Annotated in this window: 14 protein-coding genes; 7 read left to right on the top strand and 7 right to left on the bottom strand. The window is 41.2% G+C overall.

What is annotated here, in order from left to right; translation table 11 throughout:
• Window position 1: 1 nt before the first annotated feature.
• Both K8P02_RS12600 and K8P02_RS12595 read left to right on the top strand, forming a co-directional pair.
• Window positions 2-232 (top strand): hypothetical protein, encoded by a 231-nt coding sequence (locus K8P02_RS12600; RefSeq protein ID WP_002561056.1) that lies wholly within the window; start codon window positions 2-4, stop codon window positions 230-232.
• Between the two features lie 4 nt (window positions 233-236).
• The gene (locus K8P02_RS12595) at window positions 237-722 is read left to right on the top strand and encodes an outer membrane beta-barrel protein (RefSeq protein ID WP_002561057.1); all 486 of its coding nucleotides are present in this window, start codon (window positions 237-239) and stop codon (window positions 720-722) included.
• A 199-nt stretch (window positions 723-921) separates the two neighbouring features.
• Here the strand turns inward: K8P02_RS12595 and K8P02_RS12590 are convergent, their stop codons facing one another.
• Both K8P02_RS12590 and K8P02_RS12585 read right to left on the bottom strand, forming a co-directional pair.
• Window positions 922-1,068, bottom strand: coding sequence for a hypothetical protein (locus K8P02_RS12590; protein WP_155896573.1), 147 nt, complete (start codon window positions 1,066-1,068; stop codon window positions 922-924).
• Window positions 1,069-1,304: 236 nt separating this feature from the next.
• Window positions 1,305-1,742 (bottom strand): DUF6078 family protein, encoded by a 438-nt coding sequence (locus tag K8P02_RS12585; RefSeq protein ID WP_025867010.1) that lies wholly within the window; start codon window positions 1,740-1,742, stop codon window positions 1,305-1,307.
• Window positions 1,743-1,973: 231 nt separating this feature from the next.
• Between K8P02_RS12585 and K8P02_RS12580 the strand changes: the two genes are divergently transcribed.
• Both K8P02_RS12580 and K8P02_RS12575 read left to right on the top strand, forming a co-directional pair.
• Complete coding sequence (locus K8P02_RS12580; RefSeq protein WP_002561059.1) at window positions 1,974-2,288, top strand: nucleotidyltransferase domain-containing protein; 315 nt, start codon at window positions 1,974-1,976, stop codon at window positions 2,286-2,288.
• Complete coding sequence (locus K8P02_RS12575; RefSeq protein ID WP_025867011.1) at window positions 2,285-2,569, top strand: hypothetical protein; 285 nt, start codon at window positions 2,285-2,287, stop codon at window positions 2,567-2,569. The genes K8P02_RS12580 and K8P02_RS12575 overlap by 4 nt, the downstream gene beginning before the upstream one ends.
• Window positions 2,570-2,641: 72 nt before the next feature.
• Here K8P02_RS12575 and uvrA read toward each other — a convergent pair whose 3' ends face one another.
• Window positions 2,642-5,413, bottom strand: a complete 2,772-nt coding sequence (uvrA, locus tag K8P02_RS12570; protein WP_122200768.1) for an excinuclease ABC subunit UvrA — start codon at window positions 5,411-5,413, stop codon at window positions 2,642-2,644.
• Between the two features lie 183 nt (window positions 5,414-5,596).
• Here uvrA and K8P02_RS12565 point away from each other — a divergent pair, with 183 nt between their 5' ends.
• Together K8P02_RS12565 and K8P02_RS12560 are read left to right on the top strand one after the other, a co-directional pair.
• On the top strand, window positions 5,597-7,534 hold the full coding sequence (locus tag K8P02_RS12565; RefSeq protein ID WP_025867012.1) for a sensor histidine kinase: 1,938 nt from the start codon (window positions 5,597-5,599) through the stop codon (window positions 7,532-7,534).
• 143 nt (window positions 7,535-7,677) lie between these two features.
• Window positions 7,678-9,183: a glycoside hydrolase family 10 protein gene (locus K8P02_RS12560; protein WP_122200766.1), complete on the top strand. Its 1,506-nt coding sequence runs from the start codon at window positions 7,678-7,680 to the stop codon at window positions 9,181-9,183.
• 80 nt (window positions 9,184-9,263) lie between these two features.
• Here the strand turns inward: K8P02_RS12560 and K8P02_RS12555 are convergent, their stop codons facing one another.
• The 4 genes from K8P02_RS12555 to purL form a co-directional block, all read right to left on the bottom strand.
• Window positions 9,264-9,812 carry a chromate transporter gene (locus K8P02_RS12555; RefSeq protein WP_025867013.1) on the bottom strand — a complete coding sequence of 183 codons (549 nt, stop codon included), beginning with the start codon at window positions 9,810-9,812 and terminating at the stop codon, window positions 9,264-9,266.
• Window positions 9,813-9,932: 120 nt separating this feature from the next.
• On the bottom strand, window positions 9,933-10,472 hold the full coding sequence (locus K8P02_RS12550; protein ID WP_002561066.1) for a chromate transporter: 540 nt from the start codon (window positions 10,470-10,472) through the stop codon (window positions 9,933-9,935).
• A 55-nt stretch (window positions 10,473-10,527) separates the two neighbouring features.
• Window positions 10,528-14,538: a hybrid sensor histidine kinase/response regulator transcription factor gene (locus tag K8P02_RS12545; RefSeq protein ID WP_025867014.1), complete on the bottom strand. Its 4,011-nt coding sequence runs from the start codon at window positions 14,536-14,538 to the stop codon at window positions 10,528-10,530.
• A gap of 283 nt (window positions 14,539-14,821) precedes the next feature.
• Window positions 14,822-18,526: a phosphoribosylformylglycinamidine synthase gene (gene purL / locus K8P02_RS12540; protein ID WP_025867015.1), complete on the bottom strand. Its 3,705-nt coding sequence runs from the start codon at window positions 18,524-18,526 to the stop codon at window positions 14,822-14,824.
• 530 nt (window positions 18,527-19,056) lie between these two features.
• On the opposite strand from purL, the gene K8P02_RS12535 reads away from it, so the two are divergent.
• Window positions 19,057-19,710, top strand: coding sequence for a LysE family translocator (locus tag K8P02_RS12535; protein WP_002561069.1), 654 nt, complete (start codon window positions 19,057-19,059; stop codon window positions 19,708-19,710).
• The last annotated feature ends 23 nt before the right edge of the window (window positions 19,711-19,733 follow it).

The following is a 19,733-nucleotide window of genomic DNA, read 5'->3' as shown; positions in this document are numbered from 1 at the left end:
AATGAAGAAAATAAAGAAATCAACCGGGGTTACTCTTGCCCTGCTTATTTATGTTTCTGTGACGGCTGCCTATTTGTTGCCGCGCAATACGGAAGTAAGCGATACAGAGAAGTATGTTACTCTTGCCGTTTCATATGTCATCGTCTTTGCCCTCTGGCTGGTGTTGAGAAAAAAAGAGAAGATGCAGCAACGGCGCCGTGAAGAAGAACATTATAATAACTTAAAGAAATGAATGTATGAAGAAACTTGCATTGGTTATTTGCCTGTTGGTAGCCTCATTAGGTGCTCGGGCGCAGTTTGAACAAGGAAAGTGGATTATTAACCCGTCACTGACCGGATTAAATTTCTCATATAGTAACAGTGAGAAGGCACAGTTTGGTATTGGTGCCAAAGCCGGTACTTTCCTTGCAGAAGGCATTGCTTTAATGGTAGAAGCCAGTGCCGATTGGAGTAAACCGATAGATGTGTATACGATAGGAACAGGTGGTCGTTTTTACTTTAATAAAACAGGTGTTTATTTAGGAGCAGGTATTGATCTGAACCGTTATCGTATGAAAGGCGGACATAGCGGGACGGAATGGGGACTGGGAATTGAAGCAGGATATGCATACTTCCTTTCAAAAACAGTAACCATTGAACCGGCTGTATACTACAAATGGCGCTTTAATGACAGCGATTTATCCAAGTTCGGTATTAAGATAGGTTTCGGATTCTACTTCTGAGTAAATGGAGAAGGGATATAAAAAGGCAACTAACTCGTAATGAATTAGCTGCCTTATTTGTTTTATTTTCAGAATGTCTCTGTCTTATTTTTTTTATCTGATTTGTTTCCATAATAATTATGATTTCTATTCATTAGCACTCTAAATAGTGCAATTTTTATTCTGTTTTGCACTGTAGATAGTGCAAATTTAACTTCGTTTATTTATTAACCATCACCTCATAATTATTATCAATGAACTTCATTAACAACTTTTTCAGATCTTGGAGATAGTTGTCAATCTCAGCTTCTGATTTCAGTGGTTGGGTCGTTTGAATATTCAGTTTTACATTTCTTGTCTGTTTCACCGAGGACCTTTCCTATCCCATTGTTTTCTATCGCCCCGTTTCAATCCTTTGAGAAGATAGTTTTATTACTATGAGAAAAGTGTTTCATCCTATTGAGAGTCTTTTCTCAACAAGATGAAACACTTGCATCATATAGGTTGAAACAGTTGTTTTATACAGGTTGAGAAAGTTTTCTCAATGTATTGAAACGCTCTGAAACTCTTGTTCCCAATTGGTATGAGTCTTACTATGTTCGTCTACCACTCATAGCGTTCCAGGTATTCATCATATACGGGTTCATCTTCTATTCCCCTTTTACGGAATAATTGCCGGATGTATTTCTGTTCGGAAGGACTTATGAGGCGTTCTTTTCTCAGGAAGCGGTAATAAGAGTTTCGTCCGAAGTATTCGAGCATCTGCTGCTTGATGACGATTGCGTCACTATAAGGAATGCTATCCAGTAGGTGTGTAATACCTGATGTATACTGCATGAGTTTGTCTGCTTTGAAAAACTTACAATTGTCTTTACCTGCCGAAGTGGCATATACTGGATTTACAATGCTAATAATATTGCATTCTGTAGATAGGTGAAGCGCCACTTGGTAGCGTAGGCACTCTACGGCGTGCGGACATTGTTGGTTGAGGCAATGGACGAAGTCATAGGGTACGGCACTGTGATCGAAGTTCTCTTTCATCTCTGTTTTCGGTTCGTGAATTTATAGTTTTATTTTTCTTACAAAGAAAGATAAAAACACAGAAATAGACGAATAAAAATGGAAGAATAAAACTGTTGGATTTTAATATTAGGTAGTTGATAGAATATTGGGAAAGGCAATGGCGCGAAATATTTATAAAAGCATTCTTTGATATATTGGGAATTAAAAGAAATAAAGTATATTTGCAAGTAATCAATAGATGAGGACGTTATGAGACGAGCAGAAGTTATTGAACAAATAAAAGATATTATTCGACGTGTTGCACCTACTGCAAAAACCATATTGTACGGTTCGCAAGCAAGAAATGAAGCACGTGTTGACAGCGACATCGACCTGCTCATACTGCTCGACGGTGAAAAAATGACGTTGGAAGAGGAAGAAGCAATCACATTGCCCCTCTACGAACTTGAGCTGAAGACTGGAGTTTCTATCAGTCCGATAGTTATGCTGAAGAAACTTTGGGAGAACCGCCCGTTTAAAACTCCCTTTTATATTAATGTTACTAATGAAGGAATTGTATTATGAAAGATATTTTAGATGAAGAAAGTCGGAAGGCATTGATTAATTACAGGATACAGCGTGCTTATGAGACAATGAAAGAAGCCAAACTCATGATTCGGGAGACATTTTACAATGCTGCCGTAAATCGAATGTATTTAAAAGGAATACATGTCGTATTATCAATGAAGAAATGGAGGATTAATGTAAATGAGGGTGTCCGCAAAGGGTACCCTCATTTGTATATAATAGTAAACTTCTTACCGGTTCTTATTTATTTTTTTGCAAATAACTTTCCCAATAAATAAAATACTTCTGTTACGCTCTTTTTTCCACCCGGTACAGGGGTATGCAGTGCGTTTGTCCCTTCTCCATTCTCTTTAAGCAAGCTTTGCTTGTAAAAACTCTCCCGTATAGCTTGTTTTGCAGGCTGCTACCTCTTCCGGTGTTCCTGTAGCTACGATATATCCACCTTTATCCCCGCCTTCCGGTCCGAGATCTATTATGTGGTCGGCACATTTTATCATATCCATATTATGCTCAATAATGATAATTGTATGTCCACGGCGGATCAGTGCATCGAATGCTTCCAGTAATTTTCGGATATCGTGGAAGTGTAAACCTGTGGTAGGTTCATCAAAGATGAAGAGCGTCGGGTCAGCTTTCTCCTGGCTCAGGTAGTATGCCAGTTTCACACGCTGGTTTTCACCCCCCGACAGGGTAGAGGAGGACTGTCCTAATTTGATATATCCCAAACCTACATCCTGTAGTGGCATTAGTTTTTTCACTATCTTCTTTTGTCCATGCTCAGTGAAGAATTCTACAGCCTGATTTACGGTCATCTCCAGTACATCATATATATTTTTATCATGGAACTTTACTTCCAGTGTATCTGCTTTGAAGCGTTTTCCATGACAAGATTCACATTCCAGTACAAGGTCTGCCATGAACTGCATCTCTACTGTGATTGTTCCGTCCCCTTTACACTCTTCGCAACGCCCGCCTTCACTATTGAAACTAAAGAATCCGGCGGTATATCCCATTTGTCTTGCTAATGGTTGCTCTGCCCACAGTTTACGGATTTCGTCGTATGCCTTAATGTACGTAACCGGATTGGAACGGGAAGATTTACCAATCGGGTTTTGGTCAACGAATTCGATATTACGTAAGTTCTGGATATCTCCTCCGATAGAAACGAATTCTCCCGGACGATCACTACACTCATCCAGTTCACGTTTCAGTGCCCGGTAAAATATGTCACGTACCAGTGTACTCTTTCCCGAACCGGAAACTCCGGTCACTACTGTCATTACATTTAATGGGAAACGTACATCCACCCCTTTCAGGTTGTTCTCACGTGCTCCTTTTATTTCTATATAGTTGTTCCATGGACGTCGGTGTGCGGGTACAGGTATTTCTTCTTCTCCCAACAAGTAGCGTACCGTGTGGCTGTTACTTCCTTTTTTCAAGTCTTTCATATCACCTTCATAGACAACTTCTCCTCCCAGACGTCCGGCATTCGGACCGATGTCTATGATGTAATCGGCAGCACGGATGATTTCTTCGTCATGCTCCACTACTATGACTGTATTACCCAATGCCTGCAATTCGCGCAGGACTCGGATCAAACGATCTGTATCGCGACTGTGCAAACCTATACTTGGCTCGTCGAGAATATAAAGGCTGCCTACCAGACTACTTCCCAGAGAAGTTGCCAGGTTGATACGTTGACTCTCACCACCCGAAAGCGAGTTGCTTAACCGGTTTAGGGTCAGGTATCCTAACCCCACATCAATAAGGAAGCGGATACGGCTATTGATTTCCAACAGGATACGGCGGGCTACTTCTGTGTCATGTTTATCCAGTTGCAGTGTATCAAAAAACTGTTGTAATTCTGTGATAGGGAGATCAACCAGTTCTGATATGCTGCGTCCTACTACCCGCACATATCCCGCTTCCGGTTTCAATCGTGTACCGTGGCAGGTAGGGCAAAGCGTCTTTCCTCTATAGCGTGCCAGCATTACACGGTATTGTATCTTGTATTGATTTTCTTCAAGCATTCTGAAAAATGCGTTGATGCCTTCAAAATACTTTGTACCTTCCCATAGCATGCGGCGTTGTTCGTCCGTCAATTCAAAATAAGGAGTAAATATAGGTAATCCGGCTTTCTCTGCACCACGTATTACCATGTCTTTCCATTCACCCATTTTCTCACCTCGCCAGCATACTACTGCTCCGTCGTAAACCGAGAGTGAACGATTGGGCACTACCAGATGTTCGTCAATTCCAATCACTTTACCGAATCCTTCGCACACAGGGCAGGCTCCAATTGGAGAGTTGAATGAAAACATCTGGTCGTTCGGTTCTTCAAATGTGATACCGTCAGCTTCGAACTTAGTGCTGAATGTATGTAGCTTCGTTGTTCCATCCGGCAGATAAAAGCGAAGCATACACATACCGTCTCCTTCGTACATTGCTGTTTCTGCTGAGTCTGTCAAACGGCTGATGGCATCTTTGGTACTTGCTGCAGACATGCGGTCTACCAGTAGATATACAGTGTCATTTTGGGCTGGTTTATATTCGTCAATACGTACCATTTCTCCGTTTACCTCAATACGATTGAAGCCCTGTTTGAGGTCTATCTCCAGCTGTTGTTCTATTGTCCGGCCTTCGCGCAGAAGTATTTGCGTGAGAACAGTATAACGTGTACCTTCCGGATAAGAAAGCATGCAATTCACGATATCTTCCGGCGAGTGCTTTTTTACTTCCTGACCACTTATCGGACTGTATGTTCGTCCTACACGCGCATACAACAGACGCAGGTATTCATAAATTTCGGTAGAAGTTCCTACGGTAGAACGGGGGTTACGGCTGTTTACTTTTTGTTCGATAGCAATCGCAGGGGGGATACCTTTGATGAAGTCGCATTCCGGTTTACTCATTCGGCCCAGAAACTGGCGGGCATAGCTACTCAGGCTTTCAACATAACGCCTTTGCCCTTCGGCATAGAGTGTGTCAAAAGCGAGTGATGATTTACCCGAACCTGATAATCCGGTTATAACGACAAGTTTGTTGCGGGGGATGTTTACATCAATATTCTTTAGGTTGTTAACCCTGGCTCCTTTGATTGATATATAGTTATTTTCTGACATATTAATGGTCCTTTCTATAGATGGCTGGCAAAGTTAATGATTTTATCGTCAGGACGTAGCAGGAGCCTGCTTGTTCAACTGGTTAAGATATGTTATATTTTGAAACATATTATAACACGCTGTTAATTAAAGTCGTAATTTAGTTACGATTTATTGAATCTTGATAATATAAGGAATTAACGCATGAAAGGCATCCGGATTATTTCTTGTTTAGTTATTCTTCTTTTGCTATGCAGTCTCCCTTTACGGAGTACAAACAAAACAAAGAATTTGCAGATTTTGGCCGATAGTGCCCGGCAGATGATTGCTAAAGAGGGTTTTCTGGTACTCAATGACAGGTGTATGAAATTGGCACGTGAACTGGATGATAGTACTCAGATAGAGAATGCCTATGGTGACTTGTTTGACCATTATTATCAGTTGGGAGAAGTTGATAGTCTGAAAGTTGTGGGATATGAACTAATGAACTGGCATGCCGGACGCAACAAGAATAATGCCCGTTATCAGATATGGCGTCAGTATATTCAGCGATTGACAGAGAGTGGCAGGCAGGAAGAGGCTATTGCCGAAACTGAATTGTTGAATAAAGATGCAGAGAAAAGTCGCAGTCGTTATGGACAGGCCTGTAGTGAAATGTGTATTGGTTATAATCACAGGATATTTAGTAATAACATGAAACTCTGTATTGAATATTATAACAATGCTCTTAAAATATTCGAAGATGCCAAGTATTATGAAGACGCTTATGTGGTCTGTCTGAATATAATGCAAACTTACCTTTCCCGGCAGGAATACTCCAATGTTCTTCAATACTTTGATCGTATCGAAAAGCTGGCGGCTGAGATGAAAGCTGCCGGACAGAAACTGCGCGAATCATTATATATGCGTTTCTTACAGTTTCGGGTGATTGCCACTCTTGCCGAGAAGGGTGAGGGGGCAGCTGCGAAGTATATTCGTGAGGCTGACAGTCTTTATTTGAAACATCCGGATAGTATGGCTAAAGATGCCTGGTTTGGATATAAGATTATGTGTAGCCGTACGGCTAATAATATAAATCAGGTACTGACTTATCTGGACTCTCTGGAGGATTATCACAAGTCTATTGGTGCTTGTTATCCTTCTAATTTATTTTATAAGGCGCAATGCCTGGAGAATGTGGGGCGTTTTAAAGAGGCTTGTAAGGTATATGCTTCTTACTCTCAAGTTAATGATTCTGTACGTTCGGCGGAGTTGGACGATAAACTGAGTAAATATACAATTCAGTTTGATGTGGATAAGTTGAAGATGGAAAAGCTTGAATTGAGTGCTGAGGTTAGTAAGAACAGGCTTATTGCAGTACTTACGGGAGGATGTTGTATTCTCGTTCTGTTACTTATCCTTACTTATTATTATGTTCGTACGTTGGCTATGAACAAGAAACTCGATGCAGCCAATAAAGCTGTAATTAAGGCAAGCCGTATAAAGAGCTCTTTTATTCAGCACATCACTCATGAAATTCGTACTCCATTGAACTCTATTGTTGGTTTCTCTTCTTTGATTGCTGCCGGAGGGATCAGTGAAGAAGAAGAGAAGGAATATGCCGAACAAATAGAAATGAGTAACACTTATCTGCTTGATTTGGTGAGCAATGTGATCGATATCGCTGATATGGACTCTCAAACGGAAGATGCACCCAAACAGATTATGGATGTGGATACCTGCTGTAAGGAGTGTATTTCCGAAGTACTTCCTTCTTTGAGAAAAGGGGTTGAGTTACAGTATGAACCCTTGTCTGTACCTGTGACCATGCGGGCTGTTTATCCTTGGGTAAAGCGTGTACTCCTTGCTCTTCTAAGCAATGCGGCCAAGTTTACTGAATCCGGAGTGATTCGTCTTCGGTATGATGAAGATAAACAGAGACGAATGGTGCGTTTTGTTGTGGAGGACTCCGGACCGGGTATTGATGTGGAATATAAAAACTCTATTTTTGAACGCTTTGTCAAGATAGATACTTTCTCTCCGGGCACAGGTCTGGGACTTGCTGTTGCGCGGCAGATAATGGATATTGTAGAGGGGCAAATCTTCCTGGATACTACCTATACGGATGGGGCACGTTTTGTTGTGGAATGGCCGGTCGGATAGTTGTAGATAATGTAGATTGTATTATCTTTGCTCGAAAAGCGAAGATAAGCTGCACCTTGGCATAAAAAATGAACTCGTTCATTTTATTCTACTCTTGGTTTGCATTATCTTTGCGCCCTATATAATAGATTGAGAATAAACATATGAATCTGAGAACCTTTACTATTTTGTTTGTCCTTCTCTTGTCTTTGGGAGTAGGAGCACAGACCCCGGGTACTGCTTATCCGAAACGTGAATTTCGTGCTGCATGGATACAAACCGTTAATGGGCAATTCAAGGGTATGCCTGCCGAAAAGCTGAAACAAACGCTTATAGAGCAGTTGAACTCTTTGCAGAAAGCTGGTATTAATGCTATAATCTTTCAGGTGCGTCCTGAGGCAGATGCATTGTATGCTTCACAACTGGAACCCTGGAGCCGTTTTTTGACGGGGGTGCAGGGACAAGCTCCCTCTCCTTATTGGGATCCTATGCAATTTATGATTGATGAATGTCATAAACGAGGTATGGAGTTTCATGCCTGGATTAATCCGTACCGTACAAAAACAAATCTGAATAGTGATCTGGCTACTAATCATGTGTACAATATTCATCCGGAATGGTTTGTTACTTATGGAAACCAATTATACTTCGATCCTGCCTTGCCTGAAAGCCGTAAGCATATCTGCATGGTTATTACCGATATTGTATCCCGTTACGACGTAGATGCCATTCATATGGATGATTATTTCTATCCCTATCCTATTGCGGGGAAAGATTTTCCTGATGATGCCAGTTTTGCCCGTTATGGTGGCGGATTTACTAATAAAGCCGACTGGCGTCGTAGTAATGTCAATGTTCTGATAAAAAAGATTCATGAAACTATTCGGGAGCTAAAACCATGGGTGAAGTTTGGTATCAGTCCTTTTGGTATTTACCGGAATGAAAAGACTGATCCGTTGGGTAGTAAGACAAATGGTCTGCAGAATTATGATGATTTGTATGCTGATGTTCTTCTTTGGGCGCGTCAGGGTTGGATAGATTACAATATTCCACAAATATATTGGGAGATCGGACATCCGCGTGCCGATTATGAAACATTGGTGAAGTGGTGGGCTAAGAATACGGAAAATCGCCCGTTATTTATTGGTCAGTCTGTGATGAATACAGTTCAGCATGCCGATCCGAATAATCCTTCTGTCAATCAGCTTCCCCGCAAGATGGCTTTACAGCGTGCTTATCAAACAATTGGTGGAAGTTGTCAATGGCCTGCCAGTGCTGTGGTGGAGAATGCGGGTAAGTATCGGGATGCATTAGTACAAGAATATCATAAATATCCGGCTCTGGTTCCAGTTTTTGACTTTATGGATAATGAAGCGCCTGGTAAAGTTCGTAAAGTGAAGAAAGTATGGACGGCCGATGGCTATATGCTCTTCTGGACGGCTCCTAAAGCTAAAGATGAGATGGATAAAGCTGTGCAATATGTGGTTTATCGTTTTGATAATAAGGAAAAGGTGAACATTGATGACCCTTCACACATCGTAGCTATTACCCGCAATAACTTTTATAAATTGCCCTATGAGAATGGGAAAACCAAATATCGTTATGTTGTGACGGCTCTTGACCGTTTGCATAATGAATCCAAATCGGTAGATAAGAAAGTTAAACTATAAGAATTGACAGTGGACAATTGACAGTGGACTGCGTATCACGCTGCATAGTAACTGTCAATTGTCAATTGTCCACTGTCAATTCAATAAAGTATCAACCCTGCTATTCCGCAAGCTATAATCATTAATATGGGGTTCGCCTTATATTTTTTTGTCCCTATAAAAGCTACCAGAAAGATAATAACACTGATTACAAATGTATAAGTGTCTTTCGTGGGTGATCCGAAGTTTTCCGTATTCATCAGTACGAGTGCTGCTGATGCCAGTAATCCTACTACGGCTGGGCGTAGTCCACTGAATACCGACTCAACAGCAGGATGTTTCTGATACTTTAGAAAGAATTTACTGATGGTTAGCATTAAAATGAATGAAGGCAACACTACTGCAAAAGTTGCTATAACCGATCCCCATATACTTCCTGTTGAAGTGAATCCTACATAGGTTGCTGCATTGATTCCGATAGGTCCCGGAGTCATTTGGCTGATAGCCACAATGTCGGTAAACTCTTGTGAACTAACCCAATTGTAACGGGTAACTACTTCTCCTTGTATCATGGATAGCATTGCATATCCACCTCCAAAGCCAAAAAGCCCGATTTTAAAGAAAGTATAGAAAAGTTGTAAGTAAATCATGAAATGAGTGATAAACGATTAGTGATAGGTGATTAGTAATTAGTGATAAGCGATTAGTAATTAGTGATAAGTGGGCTGCGCTGTAATGCCGCACGGCACTAATCACTAATCACTAACCCGCTAATCACTCTTTTTAAGCTTCCCCCACAAGAATCCGCCTACTCCTGCTATGATGATAATCCAGATAGGAGAGAAGCCCAGTAGCCAGATCAGTAATGCGGAGACCACAGGAATCCAGATGTTGTAGCGGCTGATACGTGCTGACTTTGCCATGCTGAATGTAGGCGCAGCAATCAGAGCAACTACTGCGGGGCGGATTCCTTTGAAGATCCGTTCTACGATCACATTGTCCTGAAAGTTGTGGAAAAACAGGGCAATAGCCAGAATGATGATAAACGAGGGTAGAATAGTACCCAGTGCAGTGATGATACTTCCCGGAATTCCTTTTAGTTTGTAACCTATAAATATAGAAATATTCACAGCCAGGATACCGGGTGCTGATTGAGAGATAGCCAACAGATTAATAAAATCATCCTGGGTGATCCATTTTCGTTTAGTTACGATTTCATTTTCTATAAGCGGAACCATTGCGTAACCGCCACCAATAGTAAAAGCACCTATTTTGAAAAAGATGCCGAATGTTTCAAAATAAATATTCATTTTATTTAAGTATAATATTGTGGGCAGAATGTTTATACTTTTCCATTCTGCTGCATTAATATTCTTCCTCTTCTTCTTTGGTATTTTTATTATCTTCTCCCTTCATATATCTGCTGGGACTTACTTTGAAGTGCCTTTTGAACACTTCGCGGAAGTATTTAGCATCATTAAAACCAGTCATTTCAGCTACCTCAGTAATTGTATATTTCTCTGTCTTTAATAGGTGGGCAGCTCGTTTCAATCGAATCAGGCGGATATAATCTGCCGGAGCCTGATCTGTTAGTGCTTTAATTTTATTGTAAAAGCTTGTACGGCTCATGTTCAATAATGTGCAAAGCACATCCACGTTGAAGGCTTGGTTATCCATGTTGTCTTCCACGCTTTTCTTCACGGTAGCAATGAATTTCCAGTCTATATCTTTTGAGCAATTGATGCATTCTTCCTCTTCCTCATTGTCACTCAGTTCGAGGTTGGCATATTTATTACGCAACAAAGCACGGTTAGTCAGTAAGTTTGTGATTGTTGCTTTTAGTATACCTATATTGAAGGGTTTCACAACATACTCATCAGCACCGATCTTTAATCCCTCAAGGATGTTCTTTTCATCGTTCAGTGCAGTAAGTAGAATGATAGGAATATGTGAAGTCTCGATATCATTTTTAATTGCTGCGCACAATTCGTCTCCACGCATCTCAGGCATCATAATGTCTGAGATGATTAATTCCGGTTTATACTCTTTTACAATGGTAAGAGCTTCTTTACCATTGCTGCACATCTGTATGGTGTATGTTTCTGAGAGAGTATGTCCCAGGTAATTACGTAACTCATCATTATCCTCAACAATCAGTAAGCGTTGACGATTTTCATTATACACGCTTTGGGCATTTTCATAAATTTCCGGCGAACTATTACTATAGATACCCTGTTCATCTTCTTTCTTCTCCCGGCTTTTCACCGTCAGATGTGCTTTCTTGAATTGCTTATTATCTTTAGGGAATGATACTTTAATTATCGAACCCTGGTGCTCGATGCTATTCAGATGTATTTTCCCTTTGTGCAGGTGTACGAGCTTCCACACGAGCATTAGTCCAATGCCACTACCTGTCACTTTAGAATTGATGGCATTACTTCCCCGGAAATGAATTTTAAATAGTTTCTTCTGTTCATTGGCAGGGATACCTATACCTGTATCTTTTACTTCCACACTCCATGTATCCTCGTTTTCACTGACAAATACATGTACACTGCCACTCTCGGGTGTGTATTTTAAGGCATTGGATATGATGTTTTTCAGTATTGAATCCATCTTTTCCTTATCAAACCATACATTCAGATAGCGGAAATTACTTTCATACGTGAAGTTGATATGCTTTACTGTGGCGTATGGACGGAATGCATTGAATGTTTCCTCCATATATGTGTTAAGCTCGTATTCTGAGATATATAGTTCTGAAGAATAGACGTCAGCCCGTTCAAAGTTAATCAGATTGGTAGTCAGTCGTAACAAAGCATTAACGTTGCGTAATGCCGTATTTGTATTTGCTATACCATCTTTGCTGAGTTGTTCTTTCTCACGCAGCTCCTCCAAAGGTGCTTTGATCAGAGTGAGTGGGGTACGAATGTCGTGTGCTGTATTGATAAAGAAGTGAATCTTTTCGTCTGACACTTTTCTTTGTTTTCTAAGAATGATGACGCGAATTACAATAGCGCTGATAAGTCCTATGAGAATTGTATAAAATAATAGTGCCCATAATGAAAGCCAGATAGGTTGTGCTATGATGACTTTCATTTCACGTTCTTCCAATACAATCCGTTTATCTTCATTGGAAACAGCTCGTACGCGCAACATATACTCTCCCGGGCTAAGGTTAGTAAAACGAATGATGTTTTCATTTCCGGGGCGGCTCCATTCGTCATAAAATCCTTCCATTTTGTAAGAATAGAGAATATTGGACGGGTAGTCATAATTGATAGACGATACCTTGATAGAAAATATATTCTGATCATACTCTAATTTTAGTGTATGAGTTTCGTCTATATCTTCTTTCAATGGTGAATTTTTATCCCCTGGGTATAGGGTCTGATAAAAGAGACTGAAATCGCTGAAAACCATCTTTGATGAATACGTTCTTGGTATTTTCATATCCTTATGAAATTCTACAGCTCCGTCCGAACTTCCGAAAATGAAGTTGTTATTACTACGTAATATACCTGATTCTGCATTGAAATGAATGGTCATCAACCCTTGTTCTTTAGTCCAGTTATGGAATGTTTTCACTTGCGGATTGAAACTGACCAACCCGTTTTCTGTACTGATAAATATGGTTTGTTCTTGATCAGAAAGTATGGTATATATATTATTTGATATGAGTGCACAGTTGTCCGTATAATAATGGGTGAATAGCTTGGTATTAGGATCGTATATCAGCAATCCCGAACCGCTCGTTCCGATGTATAAACTCCCATTATGCGCCTGGAATAATGAATAAATATAAGTTGATTCAACAGGTAGTTTGATACGTTCAAAACTTCCTGACTTCTTGTCCAGAAGGAATAGTCCTGTGGCTGTTCCTATCCATATTTGTGTACTGTCTTTTTCTACAATAGCTGTAATGGAGTTCAAGCCGTGATAAGGTTGTATCGATTTTGTTTTTAAATCAATCTTTTTAAGATTATAGTATCCTCCCGACCATATACTTCCCTGTGAGTCTTTTATTATAGTACGTATATACTTGTCCGAACGTATGTTCAGATTGGCAAATGAGGAGGGGGCAAAGTATTCCACAGATAAATCTCCTTTGTTTATCTGGTGGATTCCCGAACTATATCCTCCTGCCCAGATTATCCCGGGAGTCACTTCACACAGGGTGATAAATATATGGTTCTTGTTTTGGGGATCTGGATCAAAAGAACTCAGAAAAGAATGCCATTGCCCGGTTTTAGAATAATAAAGACTGATACCGTTATTAGTAGCAAACCACAGGTCACCGTCAGAATCTTCAATGATACTATTCACTTGGTCGTTGACCAGCGACTGCTTGTTTCCGATAGAATGTTTTATCCAGTTATAGCTTGAGTAGCGATTGTTGCGCACAGTTACACCTATGGGATAATTTGCCAGCCAGATACGGTCTTCATCATCCACATAGATATCATTAATGCTATTACCGTTCATAGCATTATTTTTATTGTAGTCAGCAACGACGTATGGAGTGGTGTGATATGAATCCATGTTCATTTTGAATACTCCTGCACCGTCTGTGGCAATGAGAAGTTCTTTGTCATTCAGCGGTTTAATGGTATTGATGCTGATATCTCTGAGACTTTCTTTGGGCTGACTGATTTGTTTGGTATTCATGTCATATACGAAAATACCACGTTGGAAGGTTCCTATGTATAGTTTTCGTACTTTAGGGTTAAAGTACAGCTTGTTCATTTGGATAGCGATGTTGTCCAGTTTATCACAATGCACATGAGTAAGTGTTTCACCTTTTAATTCGGCATAGTGTATTCCTTCTTCAGTAGCGATAAAAAAGCGCGTTTTGTCTATCTGAGCGATATCTGTGATGGTCTCTTCTATTGTGTTTTTCAGCTGGGATACTTCTTGTGACTTTGTATTATACAAAAAGATTGTTTCGTCACAACATAACCATATATTGTGATTGTCATCAATGAAACTATGACTGACCGGTGCAGGTAGATCTTTATTCTCTACAACGGGAAGTTTATATTCCAGTATGAAAGTATCGTGCATTGTGTCGTAACGAAAGATACGTCCTTTTTTACTTATCTCCCAAAGAGTTCCTTCCGTATCAATATACAGCCAGTTCAAATTAAGTAAAGAACCGCTTTCTTCTTTTCCGTCCTGTAATTTGTAATGTTTAAATTCTTTACCGTTATAACGGTCTATTCCATCGTGTGTGAGAAACCATATATAGCCTTTCCGGTCTTTTTGGATAGCGTACACCCGTCTGTTACTCAGACCATCTTCTACTCCGATGTATTTATAGGTCTGTGCTATACAAGTAAGCGGAAACAATAATAAGAGAAAAAGCCATTTTTTCATGTTAGTAAGACATTTAGAGTTACAGAACTTAGCTTTCTGGAGGGGGATTCAGACACAAAATTAAGAAGTATTTTTGATATAACAAAATATTTCCATAAGATAGCGATTCGCTTTGCGTTGTCTGCTTGTCTAATGTATTCAAACGTTGCATAATGTGAATATGCCGATGTTTCTGTTCTGATATTAGAAAAAAATGAGGTTGTTTTTCTCGTTATTACGAAAACAAAAAGGCTGTCACTTTTGTGTGGTGACAGCCTTTGACATATAAATGTAATATAAAAGTTTATTTCATGTTCTTTTCCACCCACTTGCGTGCGTTGACAAATGCTTCGATCCATGGTGTTACCTGATCGCTGTTTACGCGGTCTGCCGGGTAATATGCGTTTTGCCAAGGAAAAACAGCACGTTCCAGGTGAGGCATCATTGCCAGATGGCGTCCGTCTTCGCTTGCCAATCCGGCTATTGAATAATCTGAACCATTCGGATTACCCGGATATTCATCATAAGAATATTTGGCAACTACGTTGTATTTATCCTCTTCGTAAGGAAGTGAGAATTTTCCTTCTCCGTGGGCTACCCAGATACCCAGTTTGCTACCACTTAATGAGCCAAACATGACACTGCGATTAGTAGGGATGGTCAGCCCAATGAAAGTAGATTCAAACTTATGAGATTCGTTGTGAAGCATCTTACCTTGCTTTTTGTGCTCCGGATTGATAAGTCCCAACTCCATCATCAACTGACAACCGTTACAGATACCTAATGACAGGGTGTCTTTGCGAGCATAGAATTTATCGAGTGCCTCTTTGGCTTTCGGATTAAACAGGAAGCCTCCTGCCCAGCCTTTGGCAGAGCCCAATACATCCGAGTTCGAGAAGCCGCCACAGTAAACAATCATGTTTACATCTTCCAGTGTCTCGCGTCCGCTGATGAGGTCGGTCATTGTTACATCTTTCACGTCGAAGCCTGCCAGATAGAGTGAGTAAGCCATTTCACGCTCACCGTTTGTACCTTTCTCACGGATGATGGCAGCACGGATACCACTTGGTGTACGACGGTCCGGAGTGATGCCGTATTGTGACAACTTTCCTTTAAATTCCGGCATGAATGCGAACTCCAGCGGTTGCATCTTGTAATTCTCAAAACGTTTCTTGGCGCAACCGTTCATAGATTGTTTGCGATCCAACAGATAAGAAGAAGCATACCATACGTCGCGCATATAGTCGATACCGAATTGGTAAGTGGCATCTCCTTTAGATACCAGGATATGACGTTCGTCAGTTGGTTTTCCTAATTTGATATAGCCTACACCTGCATCTTCGAGAATCTTTTTCACTTCATCCTTGTGCTTATCGGCAATTTGGATAACGATACCCGGATTTTCCGCAAAAAGAATTTTCACTATATCGGTCTCTTTTATTTTGTCGAGGTTAATTTCAAGACCACCTTCTACGTTGGCAAAACACATTTCAAGCAAAGTAGTGATCAGACCACCGGCAGAGATGTCGTGTCCGGCAAGGAGTAATCCTTTGTTTACAAGTTCCTGTACAACCATAAATGCATCTCGGAAGTATTCGGCATCTTGTACACAAGGTACTTCGTCACCTACTTTGCCAAGCGACTGTGCAAAAGCCGATCCGCCCAGTTTCAGTGTATCAAAACTGAAGTCGATATGATAAAGTGTTGTTTTTTCATTGTTTACCAATACCGGAGAAACCACCTTCTTTATGTCAGACACTTCACCACCGGCAGAAACAATCACTGTTCCCGGAGAAATAACTTTCTCGCCATTGGGGTATTTTTGTGTCATAGATAGAGAGTCTTTTCCGGTAGGGACATTGATTTGCAGCGCACAGCAAAAATCACTCAATGCTTTTACGGCTGTATACAAACGGGCGTCTTCACCTTCCTGGGAACGACACGGCCACATCCAGTTGGCTGACAGAGAGATGCTGTCCATACCTTCTGCCATGGGTGCCCATACCAGATTGGTCAATGCTTCGCTGACGGATAGGATAGAACCGGCCGCAGGATCGGCAAGTGCAGCCTGAGGCGCATGTCCGATAGAGGTAGCGATACCTTTTTCGCCACGATAGTCTAGGGCTACGACACCACAGTCGCTCAATGGCAACTGAATTTCTCCCTGGCATTGCTGGCGGGCTACTTTGCCTGTTACAGAACGGTCTACCTTGTTCGTCAACCAGTCTTTACAGGCCACAGCTTCCAGTTGCAATACGTTTGTGAGGTATTCGTGTAGTTTAGGGAGTTCATATTGTGGCATTTCGTAGTGGCGTTCTACGGTCTTGTCTATCATGTATGTTTTGGGAGATGAACCGAACATCTGCTCTACAGCCAGATCGAACGGGCGTACACCGTCAGCCTGTTGGAAAGCAAAGCGATGGTCACCGGTTGTTTCACCTACCACATACATCGGAGCACGTTCACGTTCGGCAATCTTGCGCACATGTTCTATGGCTTCTTCTTTGATGAGAAGTCCCATACGCTCTTGTGACTCATTGGCTATGATTTCTTTGGCTGACAGGGTTTTGTCACCAATCGGTAATTTACTCATGTCTATCAGTCCGCCACATTCTTCAACAAGTTCCGAAAGGCAGTTGACATGACCGGCTGAACCGTGGTCATGGATAGAAACTACCGGATTTTCATCTTCTTCACAAAGGGCACGTACCACATTGTTGGCACGTTTCTGCATTTCAGCATTGGCACGTTGTACGGCATTCAGCTCAATACCGCTACTATAACGGCCTGTATCAACGGATGATACAGAACCGCCACCGAGTCCGATACGGTAATTGTCACCACCGATGACAACTACTTTGTTACCGGCTTCGGGCTTTCCTTTCAGGCAGTCGCGCTGTGTGCCATAACCTACACCACCGGCAAGCATGATAACCTTGTCGTAGCCATATACCTCGTTGTTCTCTTTATGTTCGAAAGTCAATACCGAACCGCAGATCAGTGGTTGACCGAACTTATTACCAAAGTCACTTGCACCATTAGAGGCTTTGATCAGAATCTGTTCCGGAGTCTGATACAACCATTGGCGTACAGGTAGGATATCTTCCCAACTGCGTTCTTCGTCTGTACGGGGATAAGAAGTCATGTAAACAGCTGTTCCGGCAATCGGCAATGAACCTTTACCGCCACCCATACGGTCGCGTATTTCACCACCCGTACCGGTGGATGCACCATTGAAAGGTTCTACGGTAGTAGGAAAATTGTGTGTTTCTGCTTTCAGTGAGATCACACTTTTAATATCTTTTATCTGGAAGAAGTCGGGTTGGGAATGGTCTGCCGGAGCAAACTGTTCTACTACCGGACCTTCTGCGAATGCTACGTTGTCTTTGTAAGCTGAAATAATCTTGTTTGGATTTTCCTGTGTAGTTTTCTTTATCATCTGGAAGAGCGATGATTCCTGCTCTACACCGTCGATGATGAACGTTCCGCCGAAGATTTTATGACGGCAATGTTCCGAGTTGATCTGTGCGAAACCAAAGACTTCTGAGTCGGTGAGTTTACGTCCCAGATCGTTTTCTACCTTTTTCAGGTAGTCCATTTCTTCTTTGGAAAGGGCAAGGCCTTCTTTTTCGTTGTATACTTCCAGGTCCTCAATGTGGATGATTGGTTCCGGCTGGCGGTTGGTAGTAAACACATCCTGATCCAATCCCTTGTACATGCGTTGTAACATAGGGTCACGATCCGCATTTTCATCTTTCACGGGGAAATACTCTTCGATGCGATTGATGCCTTCAATGCCCATGTTCTGGGTAATTTCTACAGCATTTGTACTCCAGGGAGTGATCATTTCGCGGCGTGGCCCAACGAAACAACCTTTCAGGTTTTCTTCACTTTCCGCTTTGGCTTCTCCAAATAGCCAGCAGAGTTTCTTACTATCGTCCGGGGTGAGCGGTTGGTTGCTCTCTACGGCAATCACACTCTTGGAAGGGGTTCTGAAAAAAAGAATCATGTTTTATATTTACGATTTAACGATTTACGATTTAACGATTGAAGCTTCTTCTGGATACGAAGATTAGTCTCGTTTTCTTTACGGTGCAAAGATAAACAAATTCATTGGTATCTTGAAGTTATGAGCTGTTTTTTCATACAACCGGTAATTGGATGGAAGGCAACCCGCATTTTTCTTTCTTCTTCTTTTTCCTTTTAGTACTAGCTTCTCCATTTATACTATATTATAGTAGTGTTTTTATATATTTACGGTGAAAAGTTTTGTTCATGGTTTTTTCACAGCGATGTTGTAAACGCTGTAAAAAGGTGTTTTCCGGTTCTGGTCGTTTTAGGGTAGAGCCGATCGATTCAAATGCGACTGTAGCGGGTTTTGTGTTATCGAATTATGTTCTCTACGGTTCGTGACATTTTTGCTTCTTTAGGTGGTTTGGCTGTAAATCTGTAGCCCGTAACAACTTTTCTCGCATAAACTCAATCGAAAAAACGTTAATAACCTATGTCCGTCTCATAAAAAAGTGCGATATTTGCGACATGAATCAGATAGAAACAATTCTCGATATACTGATAAAGGGCTTTGCTATCGGCGTTATTGTCTCTGCTCCGTTGGGGCCGGTTGGAGTCCTTTGTATTCAGCGCACTTTGAATAAAGGGCGTTGGTATGGATTTGTGACCGGATTGGGAGCCTCTTTGAGCGATATTGCTTATGCCTTGCTGACGGGGTACGGAATGAGTTTTATCTTCGACTATATTGATAAAAATATTTTCTATCTGCAATTATTGGGAAGCATTATGTTGCTTCTTTTTGGAATTTATACATTTCGTAGCAATCCGGTCAAATCCATTCGTCCGGCGTCTACCAACAAAGGTTCTTATTTTCATAATTTCGTCACGGCTTTTGCCGTCACTCTTTCCAATCCACTCATCATCTTCCTGTTTATTGGTCTTTTTGCCCGTTTTGCTTTTTTGCAGCCCGGGGTGTTGCTATTTGAGACAATTACCGGATATCTGGCTATAGCCGTAGGTGCATTGGCTTGGTGGTTCGGAATTACTTTTTTCGTCAATAAAGTGCGTAAAAAGTTCAATCTACGCGGTATCTGGATTCTGAACCGTATCATAGGCAGCATTGTTATGCTGGTATCCGTAGTGGGATTAATCTATACCCTGCTGGGAGAATCAATTTATTGAACTTAAGACAGAGATATTGAAGA

The organism is Bacteroides nordii (genome assembly GCF_019930665.1).
GTDB lineage: Bacteria > Bacteroidota > Bacteroidia > Bacteroidales > Bacteroidaceae > Bacteroides > Bacteroides nordii.
The sequence above is the reverse complement of the archived record's forward strand: the minus strand, read 5'-3'. Positions and strand labels throughout refer to the sequence as shown.

What these genes read in the sequence shown, in the direction of transcription:
- K8P02_RS12545 (WP_025867014.1), bottom strand. Translation starts at nt 14,538, where the DNA reads ATGAAAAAATGGCTTTTTCTCTTATTATTGTTTCCGCTTACTTGTATA.
- K8P02_RS12600 (WP_002561056.1), top strand. Translation starts at nt 2, where the DNA reads ATGAAGAAAATAAAGAAATCAACCGGGGTTACTCTTGCCCTGCTTATT.
- K8P02_RS12535 (WP_002561069.1), top strand. Translation starts at nt 19,057, where the DNA reads ATGAATCAGATAGAAACAATTCTCGATATACTGATAAAGGGCTTTGCT.
- K8P02_RS12575 (WP_025867011.1), top strand. Translation starts at nt 2,285, where the DNA reads ATGAAAGATATTTTAGATGAAGAAAGTCGGAAGGCATTGATTAATTAC.
- purL (WP_025867015.1), bottom strand. Translation starts at nt 18,526, where the DNA reads ATGATTCTTTTTTTCAGAACCCCTTCCAAGAGTGTGATTGCCGTAGAG.
- K8P02_RS12555 (WP_025867013.1), bottom strand. Translation starts at nt 9,812, where the DNA reads ATGATTTACTTACAACTTTTCTATACTTTCTTTAAAATCGGGCTTTTT.
- K8P02_RS12585 (WP_025867010.1), bottom strand. Translation starts at nt 1,742, where the DNA reads ATGAAAGAGAACTTCGATCACAGTGCCGTACCCTATGACTTCGTCCAT.
- K8P02_RS12565 (WP_025867012.1), top strand. Translation starts at nt 5,597, where the DNA reads ATGAAAGGCATCCGGATTATTTCTTGTTTAGTTATTCTTCTTTTGCTA.
- uvrA (WP_122200768.1), bottom strand. Translation starts at nt 5,413, where the DNA reads ATGTCAGAAAATAACTATATATCAATCAAAGGAGCCAGGGTTAACAAC.
- K8P02_RS12580 (WP_002561059.1), top strand. Translation starts at nt 1,974, where the DNA reads ATGAGACGAGCAGAAGTTATTGAACAAATAAAAGATATTATTCGACGT.
- K8P02_RS12560 (WP_122200766.1), top strand. Translation starts at nt 7,678, where the DNA reads ATGAATCTGAGAACCTTTACTATTTTGTTTGTCCTTCTCTTGTCTTTG.
- K8P02_RS12595 (WP_002561057.1), top strand. Translation starts at nt 237, where the DNA reads ATGAAGAAACTTGCATTGGTTATTTGCCTGTTGGTAGCCTCATTAGGT.
- K8P02_RS12550 (WP_002561066.1), bottom strand. Translation starts at nt 10,472, where the DNA reads ATGAATATTTATTTTGAAACATTCGGCATCTTTTTCAAAATAGGTGCT.